The following is a 21,727-nucleotide window of genomic DNA, read 5'->3' on the forward strand; positions in this document are numbered from 1 at the left end:
AACCCACCTTTTTTATAAGTAAATGCCCTAAACGTTTTTGCCTGTACTTCGGTGTTTCAATAATTTTTTTAGTGACAATCTGAAGAAACCGTCTTTTAGTAATGAGGTGCTGTTAAGTGTGAACGTACCAAGATAAGGCTCTTTTAGAACGTGCAATTTGGATAGGTGTAGGAATATAAGAATAAATCCTAAGAATAAACCGAAGCCACCCATGATTGCCGCAAGAAACATCAACGGTATTCGCAATAAACGTGCTGCAAAGCCGAAATCATAATAAGGGATAGAAAAGGAAGCGATTCCCGTTAACCCTATTACAACGATCATGATTGGAGATGCGAGTCCAGCGTTAATAGACGCTTCACCGATAATCAACGCTCCAACGATACTAACGGTTGACCCAATTGGTTTTGGCAGCCGAACACCTGCTTCTTGCAAAAGTTCGAAAAAAAACAGCATGATCAAAGCTTCTATAATTGCAGGAAAGGGGATGCCTTCACGTGTATCCAACAGGGCGATCAACAAAACGGTCGGTATGAGTTCAGAATGAAAAGTAGTCAAAGCAATATAGATGCTAGGCAGAGCTAAGCTCAGAATAAAACCAACAAACCTTACCAACCTAATAATCGATGAGAAAACTGATCGTTGATAATAATCTGAAGCTGATTGGAAGAATTCATTAAAGAGGCCAGGACAGATAACAATCGTTCCTGTACCTTCCATTAAAATAATAATCTTACCTTCTAACAAAGAAGCTGAAGCGACATCTGGTCTTTCTGTAAATCGATATTGAGGAAAGGGAGTGATGGACGACTCTTCAATCAATTCAGCGATATAGGACGTTTCTAGAATTTCTTCCTTTTTAATCTTGTTGATTCTCGATTCAAATTCTTTAAGCATCTCTTTTTTTACGGTTCCATCTAAATAGCCGTAAACAAACTTAGTGTTAGACTTGCTATCTGTTTGTTTAAAAATAAATTTAAGATCGGGAGTTTTTAATCGCGAACGAATCAAGCCAAGGTTTTTTTGCAGGTTTTCGATGGTTCCTTCTCGTGGACCAACAACGACTACTTCGTTCTGTGGTTCAGCTACACTTCTTTTCTCTACTGAAGAAGCATCAAAGCTTAATGCTAAGTCCCATTTGTCAAAGATCAAGACAATATGGCCGTTCACGATATTGGCATTTAGTTCATTGTAGTTTTTTAAAAGCATGACTGGCCTTGATGAGACGCCTTTATTCTCAAAAAAAACTTTTATCTGTTGAACGGAAACAGCAAGAGAGAGTGCTGCCTCAAAATCTGGCATATCCTTGATCACCTGATGCAGCAAGTTCGATTTTTCTTCTTGAACGAGAGAATCACAGTGTACAACAAGAGCTTCTTGTTTATAATCTGAACCAAATTGAAAGTGTCTGATCTTGATGTCATCACAGTTTTTATAGAGGTTACGCATATATTCATCATTTGCTTGAAGGTCTTTGTTTATAGGAACTTCCACTTTTGTTGTATCTGTATCCATGATGGTTAACACCTGCCTTATCCTATAATGTTTGATGAAGCATAGAAATCTATACATTATTTACCATGGAAGTCATGAAGGGTGGATGAAAGCTGTAGATTTCCGTTTCAGGTGCTTCGCTTTCCGCGGGGCGTTCGCTGAGCCCCCTTGCCGCTCTGCGCCACGGTAGCGACACATCGCACGAAGAAAATTTGAAGTTTAATTTTCGAGGAGTCTCACACCTTACACTCCAATCTACTTGGCAATGAAGTCATAAAAGAAAATAAAAATATGAAAACATTTTTGGGGTTTCATCTTAGGGTGAGATAGAATATTAAAACAATGCAAAAAAGCTACCACATAAGAAGGTAGCTTTTCACAAATTAAATGAGAGAATTACGATTAAATTTTTTCCTGTGATCCCACTTTAGCGTCTGAATCAATCTCTAAACTTGTTTTATATTCAATTCTTTTTATATCACAGCCGGGTCCAATTTCTATCGTGTTTCCTCGAACTACTTCGGCATGTGTATGTTCAAGGTATAAGTTGTCGCCTTCAATCACTTCTGCCGAAAGTTGGTCATTGTGGTTGCTCATAAAAAACTTGATTAGTTTCTTAAAACCAGATGCATCACGAGTCTTTTTAACCGTGATGTTCTCGCCACCGATTTCTTTTGCTTCACAATGACGAAGAAGTTCTACGTCAATCGTGCCTGCATTTAAGAGGCCATCAATTTTAAAGTTACCACGAGCTTCAAAAGATTCAGCTTCACAATCACCTTTAATTTTCACTTGCCCTTTCACATCAATTTCGTCACTTGAAACATTACCATCTACAGAGGCAGATCCCCGAACGATAATTTCCTTTCCTTTAACATTTCCTTTAATCGTAGAAGAGCCTTGAACCTTTAATTCATCACATAGAAGATGACCATCGATATCCGAACTACCGTTAATCGTCATTTCCTTCACTTCTACGTCGCCTTCGAAGTGGGTAGATCCATTGATCTTAGCAGTATCCGTTGTGATGTTTCCTTCCAGATGGGCGCTTCCGTTGCATTTGAACTGTTCACAAACAAGGTCACCGTGTATATGTGCAGATCCGTTAACTTTTACTTGATCATACTCACCACCTGATGAAGTCCCTGATCCAGAAATGCTAATGTTTTTTAACTGAGTTCGTTCCATTGATATTCCTCCTTCAATGATTAAGAAAGCTTTAATTTTAGTTCTTCCATGCACTGACTTAATTTGTAGTGAGCGATTTTTTTAGCCTGAGGTTCTAAGCAAAGATTGGCTGGTTCAGGGGTGAGAATAAAAAAAGAAACACCCATCTTTCTGATGAAAATTAATTCACATCCAGCATTCTTAACCGTCTGTGCTTGATTGTGAAAGAGCTCTAACAAGTCAAGGCCTTCCGCGCGGTTTACATCGCCTGTTTGCAACAATGAATTCAATACATATAGCGTTACTAATTGATTGAATGAGAAGGATTGATTTCGCCCATGAAAATTGTTGAACATATCTATCGCTGTTTGTGAAACAATGTTACGTTTCGAAAGTTCTTCTGCTGATAATGATGTGAGTGTTGGAGAAGGGGAGAACATATCAGCTAGTTCATCAAGTGAAAGGTCATCTTTTAGTGTTTTGATCTTTTCAATGCGTAGCAAAATATCATCTTTTGGGAAGAATGTTTCTTGCCCTGTAAAGGTAGATTTTCTAATGAACCAGTTTTCGGGAATCAGGTTCTTTCTTTTCCACCTATATAACTGGCCGTATGATATATTCGCTTCTTCTAATAGATCCTTTTTTGAGATTAGATTTTCCATGATTAACCTCCTTGTTTCTAATGTAACATAACACTGTTACGCTATGCAATATTTTTTAAAATGATACAAAGGAAAGCGTTAGAAGAGTTTTGAATAATAATAAGTAGAAGGTGGAGGGGTTAATGGAGAATTGGCTTAGTGCAGGAACTTCGGGTTTTCGAATGTTTCAGTGGGAGCATGTGCTAGTATTAGTTTTTATTTTCTTTGTGAGTATAGGTATGCATGGTTACCGCATTACAATTAGGAAGATGCACATATGGAAGAAGATCTTAATAACAGGACTTATCGTATCTGAGAGTACGTATCACATGTGGGCCGTTTACAATGATTTATGGGATATTTATATTTTCCTTCCTTTGCAGCTATGTAGCTTCAACATTCTGCTATGCGTGTTGTTGCTCATAACAGATGATCGGAGATTGTTTGCTTTTGTCTATCTGTTTGGATTAACAGGTGCTATACAAGGATTGTTGACACCAGAGCTGTTTCAAGAGCCTTGGCATTTTCGTTTCATTCAATACTTTGTGGCGCATGCCTTTATTGTTTGGACAGCTCTTTATTATGCGATAATTAGGTCTTATACAATTAGCTGGAAGCTTCTTTTTCAGTCCTTTTTATGGTTGAACATGTATGCGTTACTTGTCTACATTATAAATGTAGCGATTGGTGCAAATTATATGTTCTTGCTAAGAAAACCATCAAATGCTTCTCTGTTGGATTTTTTGGGGCCGTATCCGTGGTATATTCTTTCACTAGAATTCGTCGCTTTAGCTTTAAGTCTGCTAATTTTTATTCCGGTTAAAGAAAAATTAGATCACATGAAAAAGGGCCACCCGCCATTTGAGGGGTAGCCTTTTTTGTGTACTATTTGTGACAAAGTCATGCTAAACAAGAAAATTATGGAATTTCAGATATAATGGTAGTAAGGAGGGATATTATGATTGAAACCATGAATAAGCCAATCAGGTGGATGCCATTTCTTTTTCTTAGTTTCTTAGTTATCGGAAGTAATGTAGTGCTGTATCAGACAAACTATTTTCAACCTATACCTACTTCCGTGCTCATCGGTTCGATGTTTGATTTTCTGCTTGTTATTCCTCTACTAACCTACTACTTTATTATTCGAAAAAGATATTCATGGAAGCTAACGCTGCTAGTCGCATTAGTGAGTTATGCTTTCGCCTCATGGATCATTCCAGATGACCTCATGAAATCTGTATCGTATATTCCAAAAGCTCTCCTTCTTTTAGAAGCGGGTTTCATCTCTATCGAACTCTATTTATTGTTTATCGTGTTCAGAAAGTTTCCGAAAGTAAAGAAGACGTACAGTGAATTAGATGATGAAATACCGTTTTTATTAAGAATCAAACAGGCAATTAACGTTCATTTTACGAGAAGTCGTCTGATTGATTCCCTCATTAGTGAAATTACGATGTTCTATTATGCCCTCTTCTCCTGGCGTAAAGCACCTATGGTGAATGAACAAACCTTTACTTACCATAAGAATACGAGCTATGTAGCTCTCCAGCTAATGCTGATTCACGCACTGATCATCGAATCAGTCGGTCTTCATTATTTTTTTAGCCAATGGAACCATACAGTCTCTCTAATCTTACTATTCATAAATATCTATTCTATTCTTTTTCTCATCGGACAGATGCAAGTGGTGAAAAAAGTACCTCTAATCGTTACAGAACGCTCTTTGATATTGAACATAGGATTTATTAAAAGCCTTGATCTTCCGTTTAAATACATTCAAGAATGGAAAACGTATGAAGGACCTGATGAGTTGAGTGCAGCTGAAAGGAAGTATACATTTGAAGCAAGAGTAAGTGATTTTATTGCCGAAAAACCAAATATAGAGTTGCTTTTGAAAAAACCTGTGAGGTCAGAGATCATTTATGGATTTAAGAAGAACGTGACAAGGGTAGTAATTAAAGTAGATCATCCCGCTGAATTAATGAGGCTTATTGAAAAGAGAATGGCTGAAGATGCTTGTAACTTAGAAGATTAACAGTCTTTTTTTAGGAAATGTTCAATTTCACCTTGTTAAATGGAAATGCTATTGTTAAGATTTCAGAAGGTTACAGAAAAATCCTTTCGACAGGTGAAAATATATGTTTAAAAATACAGCAACTACACAACAAAAAAAGTCATTCCTCACTTCCGTTCAACTCATCGTTATCTTTTACTTATTGTCGGTACTAGTAGCGACGATCCTTTTAAGCTTGCCAGTGGGGCATAACGAAGGAGTAGAGTTAAAATTTATCGATGCTCTTTTTACAGCGGTGAGTGCAGTTAGTGTAACAGGACTCACTTCTGTTAGTATCTCAGAAACGTTTAATCATGTTGGGGTCGTCCTTCTCGCCATCATCGTACAGATTGGCGGAATCGGAGTTATGACACTCGGTACAGCCGTCTGGTTATTGATAGGAAAGAGGATTGGGATGAGAGAACGTCAATTGATTATGACGGATCAGAACCAATCAACACTTGCTGGACTCGTCCAGTTGATGAAGCAAATTTTAGCGTTAATCATTGGTATTGAAGTTGTAGGAACGGTTTTGTTCTTTATTTTGTTTCAGCCCTACTATGATACAGAGATCGAAGTATTGTATCACGCCTTTTTCGCCGCAGTTACTGCCACGACGAACGCTGGTTTTGATATAACGGGTAGCTCGTTAATCCCGTTTCGTCATGATTATCTCGTTCAAATCGTGACGATGTTATTGATCACATCAGGCGCGATCGGATTTCCTGTTTTAGTTGAGATCAATAACTTTATAAAAGAGCGTAAGTATCTAGAGCGTTATACGTTCACTCTTTTTACTAAGGTCACTACAACTACGTTCGCTATTTTAGTTGTAACTGGTGCCATAGGTTTTTATGTGCTAGAGATGAACGCTTTTTTTGAAGGCAAGTCTTGGCATGAGTCGTTCTTTTATTCGATGTTTCAGTCTGTAACCACTCGAAGTGGCGGTTTATCTACGATGGACATCTCACAACTAACAGTACCCACTATGCTTTTTTTATCGATCATGATGTTTATTGGGGCTTCACCTAGTTCAGTCGGTGGGGGGATCAGAACAACAACGTTTGCCGTTGCTCTTCTAGCGATTCTCTTTTATGCAAAAGGAAGAAATACGATTAAGATCTTCAAACGAGAGATCTATCCAGAAGACATTCAAAAATCATTTATCGTCATTATTGTAGCGATGGTGCTATGTACATCATCCACCATCATCTTAGCGATTACCGATCCTATGCCGATCGAATACTTATTCTTCGAAGTTTGTTCTGCGTTCGGAACGACAGGGCTTTCGACTGGCATAACAAGTGATTTGAGTACGATAGGTAAAATGATCCTTATGCTTCTGATGTTCATCGGTAGGATCGGTGTCTTATCCTTCTTGTTCATCATCCGAGGGAAAGTAGTTACAGAACATATTCATTATCCGAAAGAAAAATTAATAATTGGTCAATAAAAGTGATCACGTTTGAATTCAGTTCGATGTTTACTTATAATGGACATAAGTAAATAAGTCCTTCGGGGTCGGGTGAAATTCCCAACCGGCGGTGATGAGGCTTTAGCCTCTTAGTCCGTGACCCGGTTTTGCATATAGCAGAAACGGTGGATTCGGTGCAATTCCGAAGCCGACAGTATAGTCTGGATGGGAGAAGGAACGTGAACACTTTTAGAATACCTTTGTTTGAAATAGGTATAACTAAAGGTTTATTTCGTTATATTCTTAACATTTAAAACCCCGGAGACATTTTGTTTCCGGGGTTATTTGTATTAAGAAAAAAGGACTCCTGCTTATGCATATTTACGATGATAACAACGTCATACGAGGGAGGGAAATCTTTTTGTTTACAGGCATTATTGAAGAAAAAGGTATGATAAAATCCATTTCTAAAGGCAATGAAACAATCGTACTTACCGTTACAGCCCAAGAAGTATTAAAAGATGTAAACCTTGGAGATAGTATAGCGGTAAACGGTGTTTGTCTAACGGTGACTTCTTTTAATAAAAGGGAGTTCACAGTTGATGTTATGCCTGAAACGTTTCGTTCTTCCACATTGAGCCTTTTAAACAACCGCGATTCGGTCAATCTTGAACGAGCGATGGCTGCTGGTGGTCGGTTCGGTGGGCATTTTGTTTCCGGGCATGTGGATGGGACAGGAAAGATCATTGAAAAGCGTCCAGAAAGAAATGCCATCTATTATACGATAGCGTTACCTGACCGCCTGATGCGCTATTTCATGTTAAAAGGCTCTGTATGTGTAGATGGAACGAGCCTCACGATCTTTGAGGTAACCGAAAGTATAATAACCGTTTCTTTAATTCCTCATACAGCAGAACATACGATTTTAGGATCGAAAGGCACGGGTGACATCGTGAACATTGAATGTGACATGCTCGCAAAATATGTACACAATATGCTATCGCCAAAAGAAGAAACTACACAAAAGTCGAAGTTGTCTCTTGATTTCTTACAAGAGCACGGATTTTAGGAGGAGAGTTCATGTTTCACTCCATAGAAGAAGCAGTTGCAGATCTTAAAGAAGGAAAGATTGTAATCGTAGTCGATGATGAGGATCGTGAAAATGAGGGAGACTTTGTAGCACTCGCTGAAGGAATCACTCCTGAAACGATCAACTTTATGGTGACACATGGCAGAGGATTAGTCTGCACACCGATCTCTGAGGAAATTGCAATAAAGCTAGATCTCTCGCCCATGGTAACTACTAACACAGATTCACATGGGACGGCTTTTACGATTAGTGTCGATCATATTTCCACTACAACGGGAATTTCTGCTCAAGAAAGAGCGGCAACCGTACGTGAGCTAGTAAATACAGAATCCTTGCCTTCAGATTTTAATCGCCCTGGGCATATATTTCCGTTGATCGGAAAAAACGGTGGTGTGTTGCGAAGAGCAGGCCATACAGAAGCAGCCATCGATCTTGCACAAATGGCAGGCAGCAAATCGGCTGGTGTTATCTGTGAAATCATGAAAGAAGATGGAACGATGGCTCGTGTTCCTGAACTTGTTGAGCTTGCGAAACAGCATAATATGAAGTTGATCACGATCAAAGACCTCATTACGTACCGAAACAAAACAGAGCAGATGGTTAAGCGGGAAGTAGAGATTAATCTGCCCACCGAATTTGGTGATTTTAAAGCGATCGGCTTTTCGAATGTATTAGATGAAAAAGAACATGTTGCACTTGTGAAAGGTGATGTAGCAAACGGGGAGCCTGTTTTAGTTCGTGTTCATTCTGAGTGTTTAACAGGTGATGTATTCGGATCTGCGCGTTGTGATTGCGGATTGCAGCTTCACGCAGCTCTTTCACAGATAGAAAAAGAAGGACGTGGCGTCCTGCTGTACATGAGACAAGAAGGCCGCGGGATCGGACTCATCAATAAGATGAAAGCCTACAAACTTCAAGAAGAAGGTCTGGATACGGTTGAGGCAAATGAACAGCTTGGGTTTGCACCAGATCTTCGTGACTATGGCATCGGCGCACAGATTTTAAAAGATCTTGGCATCAGTAAGATGAAGCTGTTGACGAACAATCCAAGAAAGATTGCTGGATTAAAAGGTTATGACTTAGAAGTGACAGACCGTGTGGCGCTTCAAATGCCACATAACAAGAACAACGAAGATTATTTAAAAACAAAAAAGAGCAAATTGGGGCATATGCTTCATTTCTAAATCAGGAGGAATAGTCATGGCAAAATTATTTGAAGGACATTTAGTTGGTACAGGATTAAAAGTAGGTATCGTAGCAGGGCGTTTTAATGATTTTATTTCTGATAAATTGGTATCTGGTGCACAAGATGCTTTCAAGAGACACGGTATTTCTGAAGATGATGTAGACATCGCTTGGGTTCCTGGAGCGTTTGAAATTCCGTTGATCGCGAAAAAGATGGCAGATAGCGGTAACTATGATGCTGTAATCACGTTAGGTGCGGTAATCCGCGGATCCACGCCTCACTTTGATTACGTTTGTAATGAAGCAGCAAAAGGAGTTGCTCAAGCATCTATGACAAGCGGTGTTCCTGTAATTTTTGGCGTGTTAACCGTTGACTCGATCGAACAAGCGATCGAACGCGCGGGAACGAAAGCAGGAAACAAAGGCTGGGAAGCAGCTGTATCTGCGATCGAAATGGCAAATTTAACGCGTCAATTAGGATAAGATGTTTGTGTGTGCAAGCCCGTCACTTTATGAAGTGGCGGGTTTTTTGGAGTTTGTCGAAGGGTGTCTATTCGAGGGTAACTTTTGGATTGAGAGTAATAACTCGTGGATAAAGAGCGTAAATATGTGGATTGAAGGTGAAAACTCGTGGATTAAATGCTACAACTTCTGGATTGAGTGCAAAAACGACTAGCCTGATGTTCTTCTAAAGTACAAATTAACAGCGATTTAAATAATTTTAAGCATATCTAAAAGCAATTGACATAGTTATTAGAATAGTGTTAAGATTACCAAAGTTATAAACTACAAAATTATGGAAAGGATGGTTGTGTCATGGTGAAAGAAATGATTGTTACTCAAATTGCGGTCACTGTTGTAATGAACAATGACTATACAATTTCATACCATGGCCTGCCGGAAGAGATGTATTAGGATTATTATTCTACATATCTGCCTTTTCTATATACATGTTTGTACGCAGGTCACCCCAGTCGTGACGTGTGTTTTTTTATGATTTTTAAAGCATACCGAGTTCGAATGGTATGCTTTTTATTTTTGTTTGCCTAGAAGAGATTACTCTTCTTGTTGCAATAGATTCACTAAACATGAGGAGGAAAACAAATGAAAAGAAAATCATTGAATGTGTGGCTAGAATGCAAGGATCATACACTTTTTGGGTAGCTACTTTAAACAAATGTTTAAAGAGAGGGTAGATCGAGAGGAGAGACATTATGTTTTCAGTTTTAGGTAAATTAGCATGGTTCTTTAAGAAACATTGGATACGATACACAATTGCAGTAGTGTTGCTGACTGGCGTTGGGATCATCGAGATCATCCCACCGAAACTAATCGGTAACATTATTGACTCCATTCATATGGGGACGATTACAAGAGAAGACATGATGAAGACTCTTGGGATCTTTGTAGCTGTTCTCGTTTCCATGTACATTACGATGTACATCTGGATGTATCAGCTTTTTGGAGGCGCTTTTATCATTGAGCGTTCGATGCGTTCAAGTTTTATGCGTCACCTATTAAAGATGACCCCTACGTTTTTTGAGAAAAATAGAACAGGAGATTTGATGGCACGTGCCACAAACGACTTAAAAGCCATCTCGATGACTGCAGGATTTGGAATCTTAACACTTGTAGATTCTAGTTTGTTCATGCTGACGATACTGTTTGTGATGGGTTTCATGATCAGTTGGAAATTAACGTTTGCAGCACTCATTCCACTGCCGATTATTGCTTTTATTATTAAAAAATACGGAAAAAAAGTACATCAGCGTTTTACCGTTGCACAAGACGCTTTTGGAGAAATGAACGATTCTGTTCTGGAAAGCATTCAAGGCGTACGTGTTATTCGTGCTTATGTTCAAGAAGAAGAGGATGTAGAGCGTTTTAATAAAGTAACAGAAGATGTATTTGAAAAGAACTTGGCTGTATCAAGAATCGATGCCTTATTCGAGCCGACGATCAAAGTATTAGTAGGAATCAGTTATTTGATCGGTTTAGGTTACGGAGCATACATGGTATTCCATAAGACGATCACACTTGGAGAGCTAGTTACGTTTAACGTTTACTTAGGTATGCTGATCTGGCCGATGATCGCGATCGGAGAGCTTATTAACGTTATGGAACGTGGAAGTGCGTCACTTGATCGTGTGAATGAGACGCTTAGCTACGAGCCGGATGTGAAGGATAGAGAAGATCTTGTGCCATTAAAAGATCCTGGAACGATTGCATTTGAAGATGTATCATTCCGTTATCCTTCTTCTGAAACAGATAACTTAAAGAACATCAATGTTAAGGTGGAAAAAGGTGCGACTCTTGGGATTGTTGGCCGAACGGGAAGCGGAAAAACAACACTTCTTAAACAGCTTTTAAGAGAGTATCCGTCTGGAAAAGGGAACATCACATTCTCTGGTGTTGGCATTGAAGATATCGCTCTAGAAGATCTACAAGGATGGATCGGATACGTACCACAGGATGCTATTCTTTTCTCCAAAACCGTAGAGGAGAATATCTTATTTGGAAATAGCACAGCGGGTGTTGATAAGTTGAATCATGTTATGGAGATGGCATCCTTTAGAAAGGATGTTCAGTTCCTTCCGGAGGGATTGAACACACTTGTCGGTGAAAAAGGTGTGGCGTTATCAGGAGGACAGAAACAGCGTGTGTCTATTGCACGAGCATTGTGTGTAGACCCTGAGATCTTGATCTTAGACGATGCCTTATCAGCTGTTGATGCGAAGACGGAGACAGCGATCATCGGAAATATCCGTAAAGAACGTGCTGGGAAAACAACGTTTATTACAACACACCGATTGTCTGCCGTTGAACATGCAGATTGGATCATCGTTATCGATGACGGAGCAATCGTGGATGAAGGCAGACACGAAGATTTAATAGCAAGAGACGGCTGGTATAAAGAACAGCATGAACGTCAACAGATCGAACAAAACTTAAACGATAATAAGGCGGTGTAGCCATGAATGTTGGAAAACGCCTGTTTCAATACGCACTTCACTATAAAAAGAATTTTATCCTCGGGCTTCTGATGCTTACTGTTGCCATAGGAGCAGAACTTACCGGACCTTTCATCGCAAAAACGATGATCGATGACCATATTCTTGGTATCGAACGGCCATGGCATCAAGTGGATAATAAAGAAAAAGAAGCAGTGAAATACGATGGAAACTGGTATAAGCGAAACGATCATTTTGATCCTGGAGAAGATAAAGGAAAAGAGATACGAGTCATTCAAGTGAAACGAGACTACTTCGTTGTACCAAACAAAATAGCTTTTGATGGGGAACGAAAAGCGAGTAACGGAGAAGTGACGATTTCTTTTAAAGGAAAATCAGAAACCTATTCGGCAGATAAACTCAGTACGAGTGAAACATTTGCTTTTTATAAACCAGAGATCAGAGGAATCATGAAACTGACTATGATTTACTTTGGCCTTCTCGTTTTTGCATCATTCTTTCAGTATGGTCAGCGCTATATGTTACAGCGTTCTTCTAATCTAGTTATCAAGAAGATTCGTCAAGATGTATTCGCCCACGTTCAGCGTGTAGCCATTACGTATTTTGATAATCAACCTGCAGGGAAAATCGTTTCTCGTATTACGAATGATACAGAAGCGATCAAAGAATTATTTATTAATGTTCTAGCAAACTTTTTTACAGGAATCATCTATCTGACAGGGATATTCATCGCATTGTTCTTGCTTGATCCTAAGCTTGCGACCATCTGTTTGATACTGGTACCGATCCTGGTGGTTTGGATCATTGTTTACCGAAAGTTTGCGTCTAAATACAATCATAAGATTCGTTCTACACTTAGTGACATTAATGGAATGATAAACGAATCAATCAATGGAATGACAATCATTCAAGCATTTAAGCGACAAAATAAGACTTCAGAAGAATTTGAAACGATGAATAAAGAATATTTCACCTTTCAAAATAAGCTCTTAAGTCTTAACGCCATGACAGGACATAACCTTGTGTTGTTATTAAAGAACCTTGCATTTATGGCATTCATCTGGCACTTTGGTGGGCAGGCGCTTGGCGTAGGTTCTGTCATTTCAATCGGTGTTCTGTATGCGTTTGTAGATTATTTAAACCGCATGTTCCACCCTGTAACAGGTATGGTCAACCAGCTTGCACAGCTTGAGCAGGCACTTGTTTCTGCAGAGCGAGTATTCGTGCTAATGGATGAACCAGGACAGAAAGTAACAGAAACAGAGATCGAGCGATACAAAGGGAATGTAGCGTTCCAAGATGTTACGTTCAGTTATGTAGAAGGTGAACCTGTTCTTAAAAATATCGCTTTTGAAGCTAATCAAGGTGAGACAGTGGCGCTCGTCGGTCATACGGGTTCCGGGAAAAGTTCAATCATGAATCTGCTGTTCCGTTTCTATGACATTAAACAAGGAAAAATCATGATCGATGGCCAAGACATCATGAAGCTTTCCAAACAAGAGCTTCGTCAGCATATGGGTATCGTGCTACAAGATCCCTTCTTGTTTACCGGTACGATTGCATCAAACGTAAGCTTAGATAACCCTGAGATTACGCCGGAACAAGTTGAAAAGGCACTTACGGATGTAGGGGCAATGCCGTTTATCAACAACTTGCCAAATGGATTGGATGAACCGGTTATTGAAAAAGGAAGTACCCTTTCATCCGGTCAGAGACAACTAATCTCATTTGCAAGAGCGTTAGCGTACAATCCAGCTATCTTAATTCTTGATGAAGCAACGGCAAGTATCGATACAGAAACAGAAGCTGTGATTCAAGAAGCGTTGGATGTGTTGAAGAGAGGAAGAACAACTTTCATTATTGCCCACAGACTTTCTACCATTAAGAGTGCTGATCAAATTCTCGTTCTCGATCGTGGTGTGATCGTAGAACGTGGCAGTCATGATGAATTGATGAAAGAAAAGGGACGTTACTTCCAGATGTATCAGCTGCAACAAGGAAAAACAGAAACACGTGCAGTAAGCTAAACGAAAAAAGAAGCTCCTAAGGGGCTTCTTTTCTTTCGTTTATTGATAGAAGGCGCTTTTATTATTAACCTTCTTCTTTATTTTTGTCATCCATCTCATCGTTTTGTTCGCCATCGTCTACGCCGTTGTCTTGGTCTACACCATCACCGCAAGCAGTTAATCCACCTAACGTTAACATGGCTGCCAAAGTACCTGCTGCCCATCTCTTTTTCCACATGTGAACCACTCCTCTTTTCATTTTTTTGAAATTATTTTTGTTTAGTGAAAGATTCCCTAAATGAAGTCGATAAAACATATGAATATACAAAATGAGCGATTAGTCGCATGTAAATGCATCAAATTGGATGAAATACAAGTGATTATTAGGAAGAAGGAAATTGAAATGGCATCTATTTTAAGCATCTTAACAAAAAAGAAGAGTACGACAGCCGTGCTGAATCCTACTGAAATCGTTACAGAAGAAGTGAAAATCTTAGTTTCTCCTAACAGTGAATGGCAGAAACAATTGAGAATGATTTCATTAACAGTGGATGACTTAGCGATCATTCGCTCGATCAAGCCGTTGATCTCTGAGAATATAGAAGAGATCGTGAACCAATTTTATAAAAATATTGAACATGTTCCTGGTTTGATGGAAATTATTCAAAAACATAGTTCGGTTAATAAGCTTCAATTAACGCTGATTAAGCATATACAAGAAATGTTTGATGGTATTATTGATACAAATTATATTGAACAAAGAAAAGTAATCGCCCACATCCATTTTAAGATCGGTTTGCAGCCAAAATGGTACATCTGTTCTTTTCAAGATATGTTGCTGTCCTTTTTATCGATATTAGACAAACATATTGAGAATAAAAATGAGTATCAACTCGCTGTTAAAGCAGTAACAAAGATTTTAAACTTTGAACAACAGATTGTTTTAGAGGCTTTTGAATCAGAGCAAATCAAACAAAGAGAAAAGCATGAAGAGCAAAAAAGGCAAATCGCATTATCAGTCGGGGATTCTGTGGAAGAACTAGCGAGTATCTCAGAAGAGACGAGTGCAGCATTAGAAGAGTTAACGTCAAAGGCTGATGAAGTGGTCGTCTTTGCAAAGAGCACAGCAGAATCTGCTGTACAGGTTTCTAATCATTCGTTAGCAGGTAAGGACAAATTAGACGATCATCAGCAAATGATTTTAAAAGTCAAAGACCAATCCGAGCAAATTACAGCTGAACTAATCAACTTAGAACAAGCAACGGTTAAAATTAACGATGTTGTTGATATTGTTACAGCGATCGCGGAACAGACGAACCTTCTATCCCTTAATGCAGCGATTGAAGCGGCTCGAGCTGGTGAAGCTGGAAAGGGGTTCTCTGTTGTCGCTCACGAAGTTCGAAAGTTAGCAGATCAAACAAAGACTTCTGTTTCTGGTGTTTCAGAACTTGTGAAAAATACACACAAACGAATAGAAGCTGTCACTCAATCGGTTGATAGTATTCACCATTATATAAACGATAGTGTCAGTGAAGCTACGGAAATATCAGATTTCTTTGTTGCGATCCTATCTAAGATGGAAGAGAGTACGGATCGAAGCGGAAAGCTAGAAAAAGAAGTAGAAGTGATGGCTGAAGTGATAGAAGAACTGAGTCATGCTGTAGGTCAGATCGCGGTTTCAGCCGATTCGTTAACTGATGTTACGAAAACGATGCAACAAGAATAAAGAAGAGATCCCGCGGGATCTCTTCTTTATTTATTGATAACATATTGTGCTCTATTGGTTTCGAATGAAACGATGTTTTCGTCTGTTCGAATATCATTAATTCCATCAATCGGTATCTCGTACGTAATGGTTGGTAGCTCAACTTGTGAACCATCTTCTGCTGCATAAGCTGTACCGTGTAAAAACAATATGTGGTCACCTAAATAGTCATCATGTGCGTCTCTTTGTTCAAAGGTTGCCTTATCCAGTGAGATTCTGATTTGATCTAAATCTCCAGCTTCTTCTTTACGAATAGAAATCTGGTTACCAGCCCACCCATTTAGTAAATCTTTTAGTTCGATTATTTTAGTATCTGACATTGTTTTCACCTCATTATTCAATTTTCCCGTAATCCTTAAACTTAAACCGGAGAATAAATAGTAATTAGATATAAAAATTGTATGAAGAGTTTTTTTAACTGAGAAACGCTTTAGTAGGAATGCTGCAGTGCGTGTCTGCAGAACATTGTGAGATGAAATGTCCATAAGAGGAGGACAGAAACACACATTACGAGGTAATCTCTTTTTATTACGAGGTAAACCGATTTTTATACGAGGTAATCCTCGATAATTCCGTAGATAAAATTATTTATCCGATTTTCGACAACCCCCCAGCAAGTAAAAAAGACTCATAAAAAGCACTTCCAGCTCTTTATGAGTCTTTCAGCATTTAAGGGTTAAGTTCTACGATCTTATGAGCTCCCCAAGGTGCAACACTTATGATTACATCCATGTCTTTTGCTTGCTGTTCAAGTTCTTTTCCTGTGTTCTCTTGAACATAATACCTCTCAAATCCATAAGTAAGCTGAATTTGATCGAAGGAGTTTTCCCCCCAGACCTTTTCAGCTTTTGCCGTTAACACAACTTGGTTATTCGTTACATCTGGCTTTTTAGAATAAACATTCTTAATAACATAATAACCTTCTTTGTTAGGTTGTAGAACAACATAGGCTTTTTGTTGACCTCGATCTAGTTCATCTGCATTTCCCTTATAGTTTTTAAGTGGCGTTGTACTAATATCATAACGAAGTGTTACATAATCACCATACAAAAGGTCTCTGGGATCTACGGGAACGGTCTTAATCTTGATCTCTTTTCCAAAATAATCGATGCTGTAATAACTTCCTGCGATAAAGATCAGAAATAAAACTTGAAGAAGGGCAGCGATCATCCAACCTCTTTTTTTAGTCATGATGCGGACCTCCGTTCTTTAAGATCTGCTTTTTCTTGCGTTGAAGAAACGCATTGAGTATGAATAAAAGAACGCCGCCAAGTAAGAAGAAGATGGACTTCGGAATAAAGGACCATGCCAGATTAAAGTAACCCATTAAGCAAACGAGCAGAAAAAGTATGATACCAAAATTGATCTGTGAACGACTTTCGTTACGATAGCCTTCAGCAAGTTTGAAGCCGGAATAAACGAACATGATGATTAAATACACAATGCCTACGATTAATGGATCAGTTACTTTGACCAGGTAAAAGAACGGCATGAAAATTAAAAGTTCCCATGCGTGCATATATATATTCTCCATTCGTTTTCCGAGGACTGATAGAGCGAACAGCACCACCAGTACAGGGATGTACAGATAAGGATTAGGTAGATCAAAGTCTGCAGAAAATTCATTTGTAAGTAAGAAATATAATCCGTAAGCGAAACCAAAGGCGATAAGTGTCCCTACGCGATTAAACGGTTGTTTAAATACTTTCTTTTCAAGCCATAAAGAGCTTGTAAATAAGGCGAATCCAACTAAGAAGAACCAAAGTAGATTAATATCGTTGACCGTAATAAACATAAGAACTTGAATACTGAATCCAATCGTAAAAACCCAAGATTTTAGAGTGGATGGATACAAGAAAACAAATCCTCCTACAGCTACGATAAAAACAATACATAAAAGATAACTAAAGCTTTGAAATTCACTTATGCTGTAAAATTGCCCTCCGACTGTTAAAAGCCCAAGAAGGAAGAAGTATAGTCTGTGACGATCTCTAAACAAATAAAAAATGGCAGGAAGGCTCCAGAAAACGAATAGACGAGCATCGACTGCATTAAGGTTAAATGTTTGACCTAGAAGAATGATGCTTGCTCCGAAAGTAATGATTCCAAGAAGATTAAGAGAAGTACCTAATGAACGATGGCCGGTTTTCAAATACCGTTCACCTGAATAGTAAAAACCGAGCATAAACACGATAAGTAAGGATAGCCTAGCGATCGGTGAGATTTCTCCCCAATTTGATGCGATGAAAGACAAGATTCCTATGCCGATTAAAACACTAGCTAAAATAGGTAATACACCCGTAACTTTTCGATTGTCATTAGAGTCAGGATATCTTTCAAGAATTAAATCTAGCTGATCTTCAGAAATGATGTTGTCAGCAATCCACTTTTGACCTTCTTTTCTCATCCATTGTTTGTTCATGTTATACCACCTCAATTCATGTATATGTAGAGCCCTACTCATTCAGACGAAACACGAATATTCTCTTTTAGTGTAATTTTACACAATGAAAATCATGTTATCAAGCAATAAATTGAAAAGAGTATACGAAGTCTTATGTTTAGATGAAGTTCAAGAAAAAAAGAACAGCTATCTATGCTGTTCTCAAAATTATTACATTTATTTTTTGTCTTGTACATAATGCACGATTTTCAAAATCGTCTTGCGAGGTAAGAATCGAACGATGTTAGCCAAAGCTTTATTTTTAAACCCTGGAATCACCAGTGCTTCGTTAGACATTAAAGCTTTGTAGCCTGATTGTGCAACATCGCCTGCATCCATCGCACCTGATTGGAACAAACGAGAAGATTCAAGGCTCGCACGTTTTTCAAAGTTTGTAGCCGTAGCACCCGGACAAAGAGCTGTAACACTCACATCGGTATGGCGTAATTCGTAGTTGATGGCTTCTGAAAAGGAGAGTACATATGCCTTAGTTGCATAATAGACAGCCATTAATGGACCCGGTTGGAAAGCTGCAGTCGATGCAACGTTTAAGATCTTCCCTCGATTGCGTTTAATCATTCCAGGAAGAAGTTGTTTAGTTAGTGTTGTTAGAGCCGTAATGTTAACTTGAATCATATCTTTTTCATCTTTCCATGATGTCTCATTAAAAGGTCCGTATGCAGCGAATCCTGCATTGTTGATCAGAACATCAATCTCAATACCTTTTGCGATAATTTCTGCAGTCAGTTCTTCTGCGGCATCTGGGCGACTTAAGTCTTTAGCAATTACTGTAACGGGAACACCATATTTTTTAGACATCTGCCCGGCAATCTCATCAAGCTTCATCTGATTTCTAGCTGTAAGCACTAAGTGATAGCCGTCTTTAGCAAAGAGATCGGCAAACTCAAGACCGATTCCGCTTGAAGCTCCAGTAATGAGTACAATTTTATTATTTATCAAAAGAAACATCCTTTCTGATATCATGTTCATATGTTTAAGTATATCAACATGATAACATAACTACAAAAATAAATAAACACTAAACAATCAAAAAAGGTATGATAAAAGAAATATGAATATTTTGAAAAAGGAGGCGCTCCAATGAAAAATGTAGTGATTGCAAAACACCCTGCAACAGGTGAAACCATCGATCAGTGGCTAGAAACGGGAGAAAATCAAATACCTGAAATGTATCAAAAAGCGTCTGCCGCTTTTCAATTTTGGTCCACTCGATCGTTAGAAACTCGATTAACGTTTATTAAAAAGATCAAGCATCATCTGCTAGAAAACATGGATGAAATCGTAGATGAGATTTGTGCTGCGACCGGAAAAGTAAAGACAGAAGCACTAACAGCAGATCTAATGCCTGTCATTGATCTAATCGCTCACTATGAAAAGAGAGCACCAAAAATTTTAAAGCGAAAGAAAGTTTCGACACCGCTTCTTTTTATAGGGAAATCTTCATATATGGATTATTTTCCTTTAGGAACAGTGTTAGTCATCTCACCATGGAACTACCCTTTTCAATTATCCATGACTCCAGTAATCTCTGCTCTGATCGCAGGAAATTCCGTCATTTTAAAACCATCTGAGGTGACACCAACGATTGGATTATTGATTGAAAAAATTGCGAGAGAAGTCAATCTCCCCAAAAATGTTCTTCAAGTTGCGCATGGTGGAAAAGAGCTAGGCAAAGCTTTAGTTTCTGGAACGCCAGACGGCATCTTTTTTACAGGGTCCGTAGAAACAGGACGTAAGATTGGAGTTGAAGCAAGTAAGAGATTTATTCCATATACACTCGAGCTTGGCGGAAAAGATCCTATGATTGTATTTGAAGATGCTCATCTTAAGAGAGCAGTGAATGGGGCGGTTTGGGGAGCATTCACGAATGCGGGGCAAGTTTGCATGTCGATCGAAAGAGTTTATGTGCAACATGCGATTCATGGCGAGTTCATCGACCGTCTTGTTGAAGAAACGAAGAAGCTGAAACTTGGAGAAGATATAGGTTCATTAACATTTCCTCACCAAAAAGAAATCATCAGAAGTCACGTGAAGGATGCATTAGAGAAAGGAGCTCTTCTGCTTACAGGTAAAGATCCAGATCAGTGGGGAGAAAGCATGTATTTGGAACCAATGATCTTAACGAATGTTACGGAAGATATGAACATCGTTAAAGAAGAGACGTTCGGACCGGTACTGCCTGTAATATCCTTCTCAACAGAAAAAGAAGCGATTGAAAAAGCAAACAGCACGGAATTTGGTTTGAATGCAAGTGTATGGACAAAGGACGCTAGAAAAGCAAATCGTGTGACATCCAAACTTGTAACAGGAAGTGCAGTTATTAATGATGTGTTGGTTTCAGTAGCGAATCCTCATCTGCCGTTTGGCGGTGTGAAAAGCAGCGGTGTAGGCAGGTATCATGGAGACGAAGGATTGTTCATCTTTACTCGTCAGATGTCAGTAATGAAAGATTCGGGTATCAAACAAAGAGAGATCAATTGGTATCCGTATGAAAATAAATACTCGAACATAAGAACATTGATCAAAGCTTATTTCTCAAACAGTAAAGGGAGAGCGGAACTTATACGTTCAGGCATCAAACAGCTTCGGAAAAAATAGGGGTTTAGTTTCAGAGTTGCCTTTGAATGTAGTTAATTTCCGTTACAGATGCTCGCTTTCCACGGGGCGAACGGTGAGCCTCCTGCCGCTTTGCGCCCTTAGGAGTCTCCACCTGACCGCTCGTCCCGTAGGAGTCTCGCAACTTCCACTTCAATCAACTTGTCAAAGAAGTAAATAACAAAAAAAGTTAGCCAAACCAAAACGATTCAGCCAATCATGCTGAATCGTTTTTTAGAAGTATTTTTTTCAATAGAAATTGAAAGCTTAGTTCTTTAAATAGCTGTTCCTTTTAGTTTTCAATAAGCATCTTTGAAAGGGTGATTGTAGTGTAAGGTGGGAGACTCCTGGGGGATCAGTGTGACAGGTGAGACATCTTATGGCGCAAAGCGGCAAGATGGCTCACCGCACACCCCCCGGAAAGCGAGCAACCTGGAACGGAAATCAACTACTTACAAGAGGAACATTGCATGCGAATACTAAAAATCACAAAATACATTCCTCTTCAATAATGTGAATGAGTTGTTTGAGCTGAACAACGGTTTGATCAAGCGTTAAAAAATAAAAGATCTCTTTGCCCTTTTTCTCCGTCCCAACAATTCCAGCTTCTCGTAATATTTTTAAGTGATGGGATACGGTTGGCCGTGACATTGGAGATTGACTGGCAATATCGGTAACATTCATTTTATCGGTTTCAGCTAAAAGCAGGACAAGGTCTTGTCTGACTGGATCACCCAATGCTTGAAACAGAGGTATGGTTTTTCTAAACATCTCTACTGCATATTCATTTGACATTTTCTTTCACCAACTTTATTCATAATCATCACATGATTTTTCCTTACTATAATTCAGTATAAACCAACTAGACAACTTTTTTGAAT

At 38.9% G+C, this 21,727-nt stretch carries 19 protein-coding genes and 1 riboswitch; of the genes, 10 read left to right on the forward strand and 9 right to left on the reverse strand.

The window, feature by feature from the left end; translation table 11 throughout:
* Positions 1–27: 27 nt before the first annotated feature.
* The 3 genes from ABE65_RS03340 to ABE65_RS03350 form a co-directional block, all read right to left on the reverse strand.
* Complete coding sequence (locus ABE65_RS03340; RefSeq protein WP_066391304.1) at positions 28–1,515, reverse strand: spore germination protein; 1,488 nt, start codon at positions 1,513–1,515, stop codon at positions 28–30.
* 381 nt (positions 1,516–1,896) lie between these two features.
* Positions 1,897–2,682: a polymer-forming cytoskeletal protein gene (locus ABE65_RS03345; protein WP_066391307.1), complete on the reverse strand. Its 786-nt coding sequence runs from the start codon at positions 2,680–2,682 to the stop codon at positions 1,897–1,899.
* 20 nt (positions 2,683–2,702) lie between these two features.
* Positions 2,703–3,323: a YhbD family protein gene (locus ABE65_RS03350; RefSeq protein WP_066391309.1), complete on the reverse strand. Its 621-nt coding sequence runs from the start codon at positions 3,321–3,323 to the stop codon at positions 2,703–2,705.
* Between the two features lie 122 nt (positions 3,324–3,445).
* On the opposite strand from ABE65_RS03350, the gene ABE65_RS03355 reads away from it, so the two are divergent.
* From ABE65_RS03355 to ABE65_RS03395, 8 genes are all read left to right on the forward strand, one after another.
* On the forward strand, positions 3,446–4,174 hold the full coding sequence (locus ABE65_RS03355) for a YwaF family protein (protein WP_066391311.1): 729 nt from the start codon (positions 3,446–3,448) through the stop codon (positions 4,172–4,174).
* Positions 4,175–4,260: 86 nt separating this feature from the next.
* Positions 4,261–5,337 (forward strand): hypothetical protein, encoded by a 1,077-nt coding sequence (locus tag ABE65_RS03360; protein WP_066391313.1) that lies wholly within the window; start codon positions 4,261–4,263, stop codon positions 5,335–5,337.
* A 103-nt stretch (positions 5,338–5,440) separates the two neighbouring features.
* Positions 5,441–6,808, forward strand: a complete 1,368-nt coding sequence (locus tag ABE65_RS03365; RefSeq protein WP_066391316.1) for a TrkH family potassium uptake protein — start codon at positions 5,441–5,443, stop codon at positions 6,806–6,808.
* 54 nt (positions 6,809–6,862) lie between these two features.
* A riboswitch (FMN riboswitch) is annotated at positions 6,863–7,010 on the forward strand.
* A gap of 180 nt (positions 7,011–7,190) precedes the next feature.
* Positions 7,191–7,838: a riboflavin synthase gene (gene ribE, locus ABE65_RS03370; RefSeq protein ID WP_066391318.1), complete on the forward strand. Its 648-nt coding sequence runs from the start codon at positions 7,191–7,193 to the stop codon at positions 7,836–7,838.
* Positions 7,839–7,849: 11 nt separating this feature from the next.
* A complete protein-coding gene (locus ABE65_RS03375) occupies positions 7,850–9,043 on the forward strand; it encodes a bifunctional 3,4-dihydroxy-2-butanone-4-phosphate synthase/GTP cyclohydrolase II (protein WP_066391320.1) in 1,194 nt (397 codons plus the stop codon).
* 16 nt (positions 9,044–9,059) lie between these two features.
* Positions 9,060–9,527, forward strand: a complete 468-nt coding sequence (gene ribE, locus ABE65_RS03380) for a 6,7-dimethyl-8-ribityllumazine synthase (RefSeq protein WP_066239884.1) — start codon at positions 9,060–9,062, stop codon at positions 9,525–9,527.
* Between the two features lie 731 nt (positions 9,528–10,258).
* The gene (locus ABE65_RS03390; RefSeq protein ID WP_066391324.1) at positions 10,259–12,016 is read left to right on the forward strand and encodes an ABC transporter ATP-binding protein; all 1,758 of its coding nucleotides are present in this window, start codon (positions 10,259–10,261) and stop codon (positions 12,014–12,016) included.
* A 2-nt stretch (positions 12,017–12,018) separates the two neighbouring features.
* On the forward strand, positions 12,019–14,043 hold the full coding sequence (locus ABE65_RS03395) for an ABC transporter ATP-binding protein (RefSeq protein WP_066391325.1): 2,025 nt from the start codon (positions 12,019–12,021) through the stop codon (positions 14,041–14,043).
* Positions 14,044–14,107: 64 nt separating this feature from the next.
* Here ABE65_RS03395 and ABE65_RS22015 read toward each other — a convergent pair whose 3' ends face one another.
* Complete coding sequence (locus tag ABE65_RS22015; RefSeq protein ID WP_197480335.1) at positions 14,108–14,260, reverse strand: hypothetical protein; 153 nt, start codon at positions 14,258–14,260, stop codon at positions 14,108–14,110.
* Positions 14,261–14,425: 165 nt separating this feature from the next.
* Between ABE65_RS22015 and ABE65_RS03400 the strand changes: the two genes are divergently transcribed.
* Complete coding sequence (locus ABE65_RS03400; protein WP_066391326.1) at positions 14,426–15,748, forward strand: globin-coupled sensor protein; 1,323 nt, start codon at positions 14,426–14,428, stop codon at positions 15,746–15,748.
* A 26-nt stretch (positions 15,749–15,774) separates the two neighbouring features.
* Here ABE65_RS03400 and ABE65_RS03405 read toward each other — a convergent pair whose 3' ends face one another.
* The 4 genes from ABE65_RS03405 to ABE65_RS03420 form a co-directional block, all read right to left on the reverse strand.
* Positions 15,775–16,107, reverse strand: coding sequence for a protein YmzB (locus ABE65_RS03405; protein WP_066391327.1), 333 nt, complete (start codon positions 16,105–16,107; stop codon positions 15,775–15,777).
* A 349-nt stretch (positions 16,108–16,456) separates the two neighbouring features.
* A complete protein-coding gene (locus tag ABE65_RS03410; protein WP_066391329.1) occupies positions 16,457–16,978 on the reverse strand; it encodes a GDYXXLXY domain-containing protein in 522 nt (173 codons plus the stop codon).
* A complete protein-coding gene (locus ABE65_RS03415; RefSeq protein ID WP_066391333.1) occupies positions 16,971–18,209 on the reverse strand; it encodes a DUF2157 domain-containing protein in 1,239 nt (412 codons plus the stop codon). Before ABE65_RS03415 ends, ABE65_RS03410 begins: the two co-directional genes overlap by 8 nt.
* Positions 18,210–18,407: 198 nt before the next feature.
* Positions 18,408–19,199 carry an SDR family NAD(P)-dependent oxidoreductase gene (locus tag ABE65_RS03420; protein WP_066391334.1) on the reverse strand — a complete coding sequence of 264 codons (792 nt, stop codon included), beginning with the start codon at positions 19,197–19,199 and terminating at the stop codon, positions 18,408–18,410.
* 132 nt (positions 19,200–19,331) lie between these two features.
* On the opposite strand from ABE65_RS03420, the gene ABE65_RS03425 reads away from it, so the two are divergent.
* Positions 19,332–20,849 carry an aldehyde dehydrogenase family protein gene (locus tag ABE65_RS03425; RefSeq protein WP_066391335.1) on the forward strand — a complete coding sequence of 506 codons (1,518 nt, stop codon included), beginning with the start codon at positions 19,332–19,334 and terminating at the stop codon, positions 20,847–20,849.
* A gap of 483 nt (positions 20,850–21,332) precedes the next feature.
* On the opposite strand, the gene ABE65_RS03430 is transcribed toward ABE65_RS03425, so the two are convergent.
* A complete protein-coding gene (locus ABE65_RS03430; protein ID WP_066391336.1) occupies positions 21,333–21,641 on the reverse strand; it encodes an ArsR/SmtB family transcription factor in 309 nt (102 codons plus the stop codon).
* Positions 21,642–21,727 lie beyond the last annotated feature (86 nt).

It is taken from the genome of Fictibacillus phosphorivorans (assembly GCF_001629705.1).
Taxonomy (GTDB): Bacteria; Bacillota; Bacilli; order Bacillales; family Fictibacillaceae; genus Fictibacillus; species Fictibacillus phosphorivorans_A.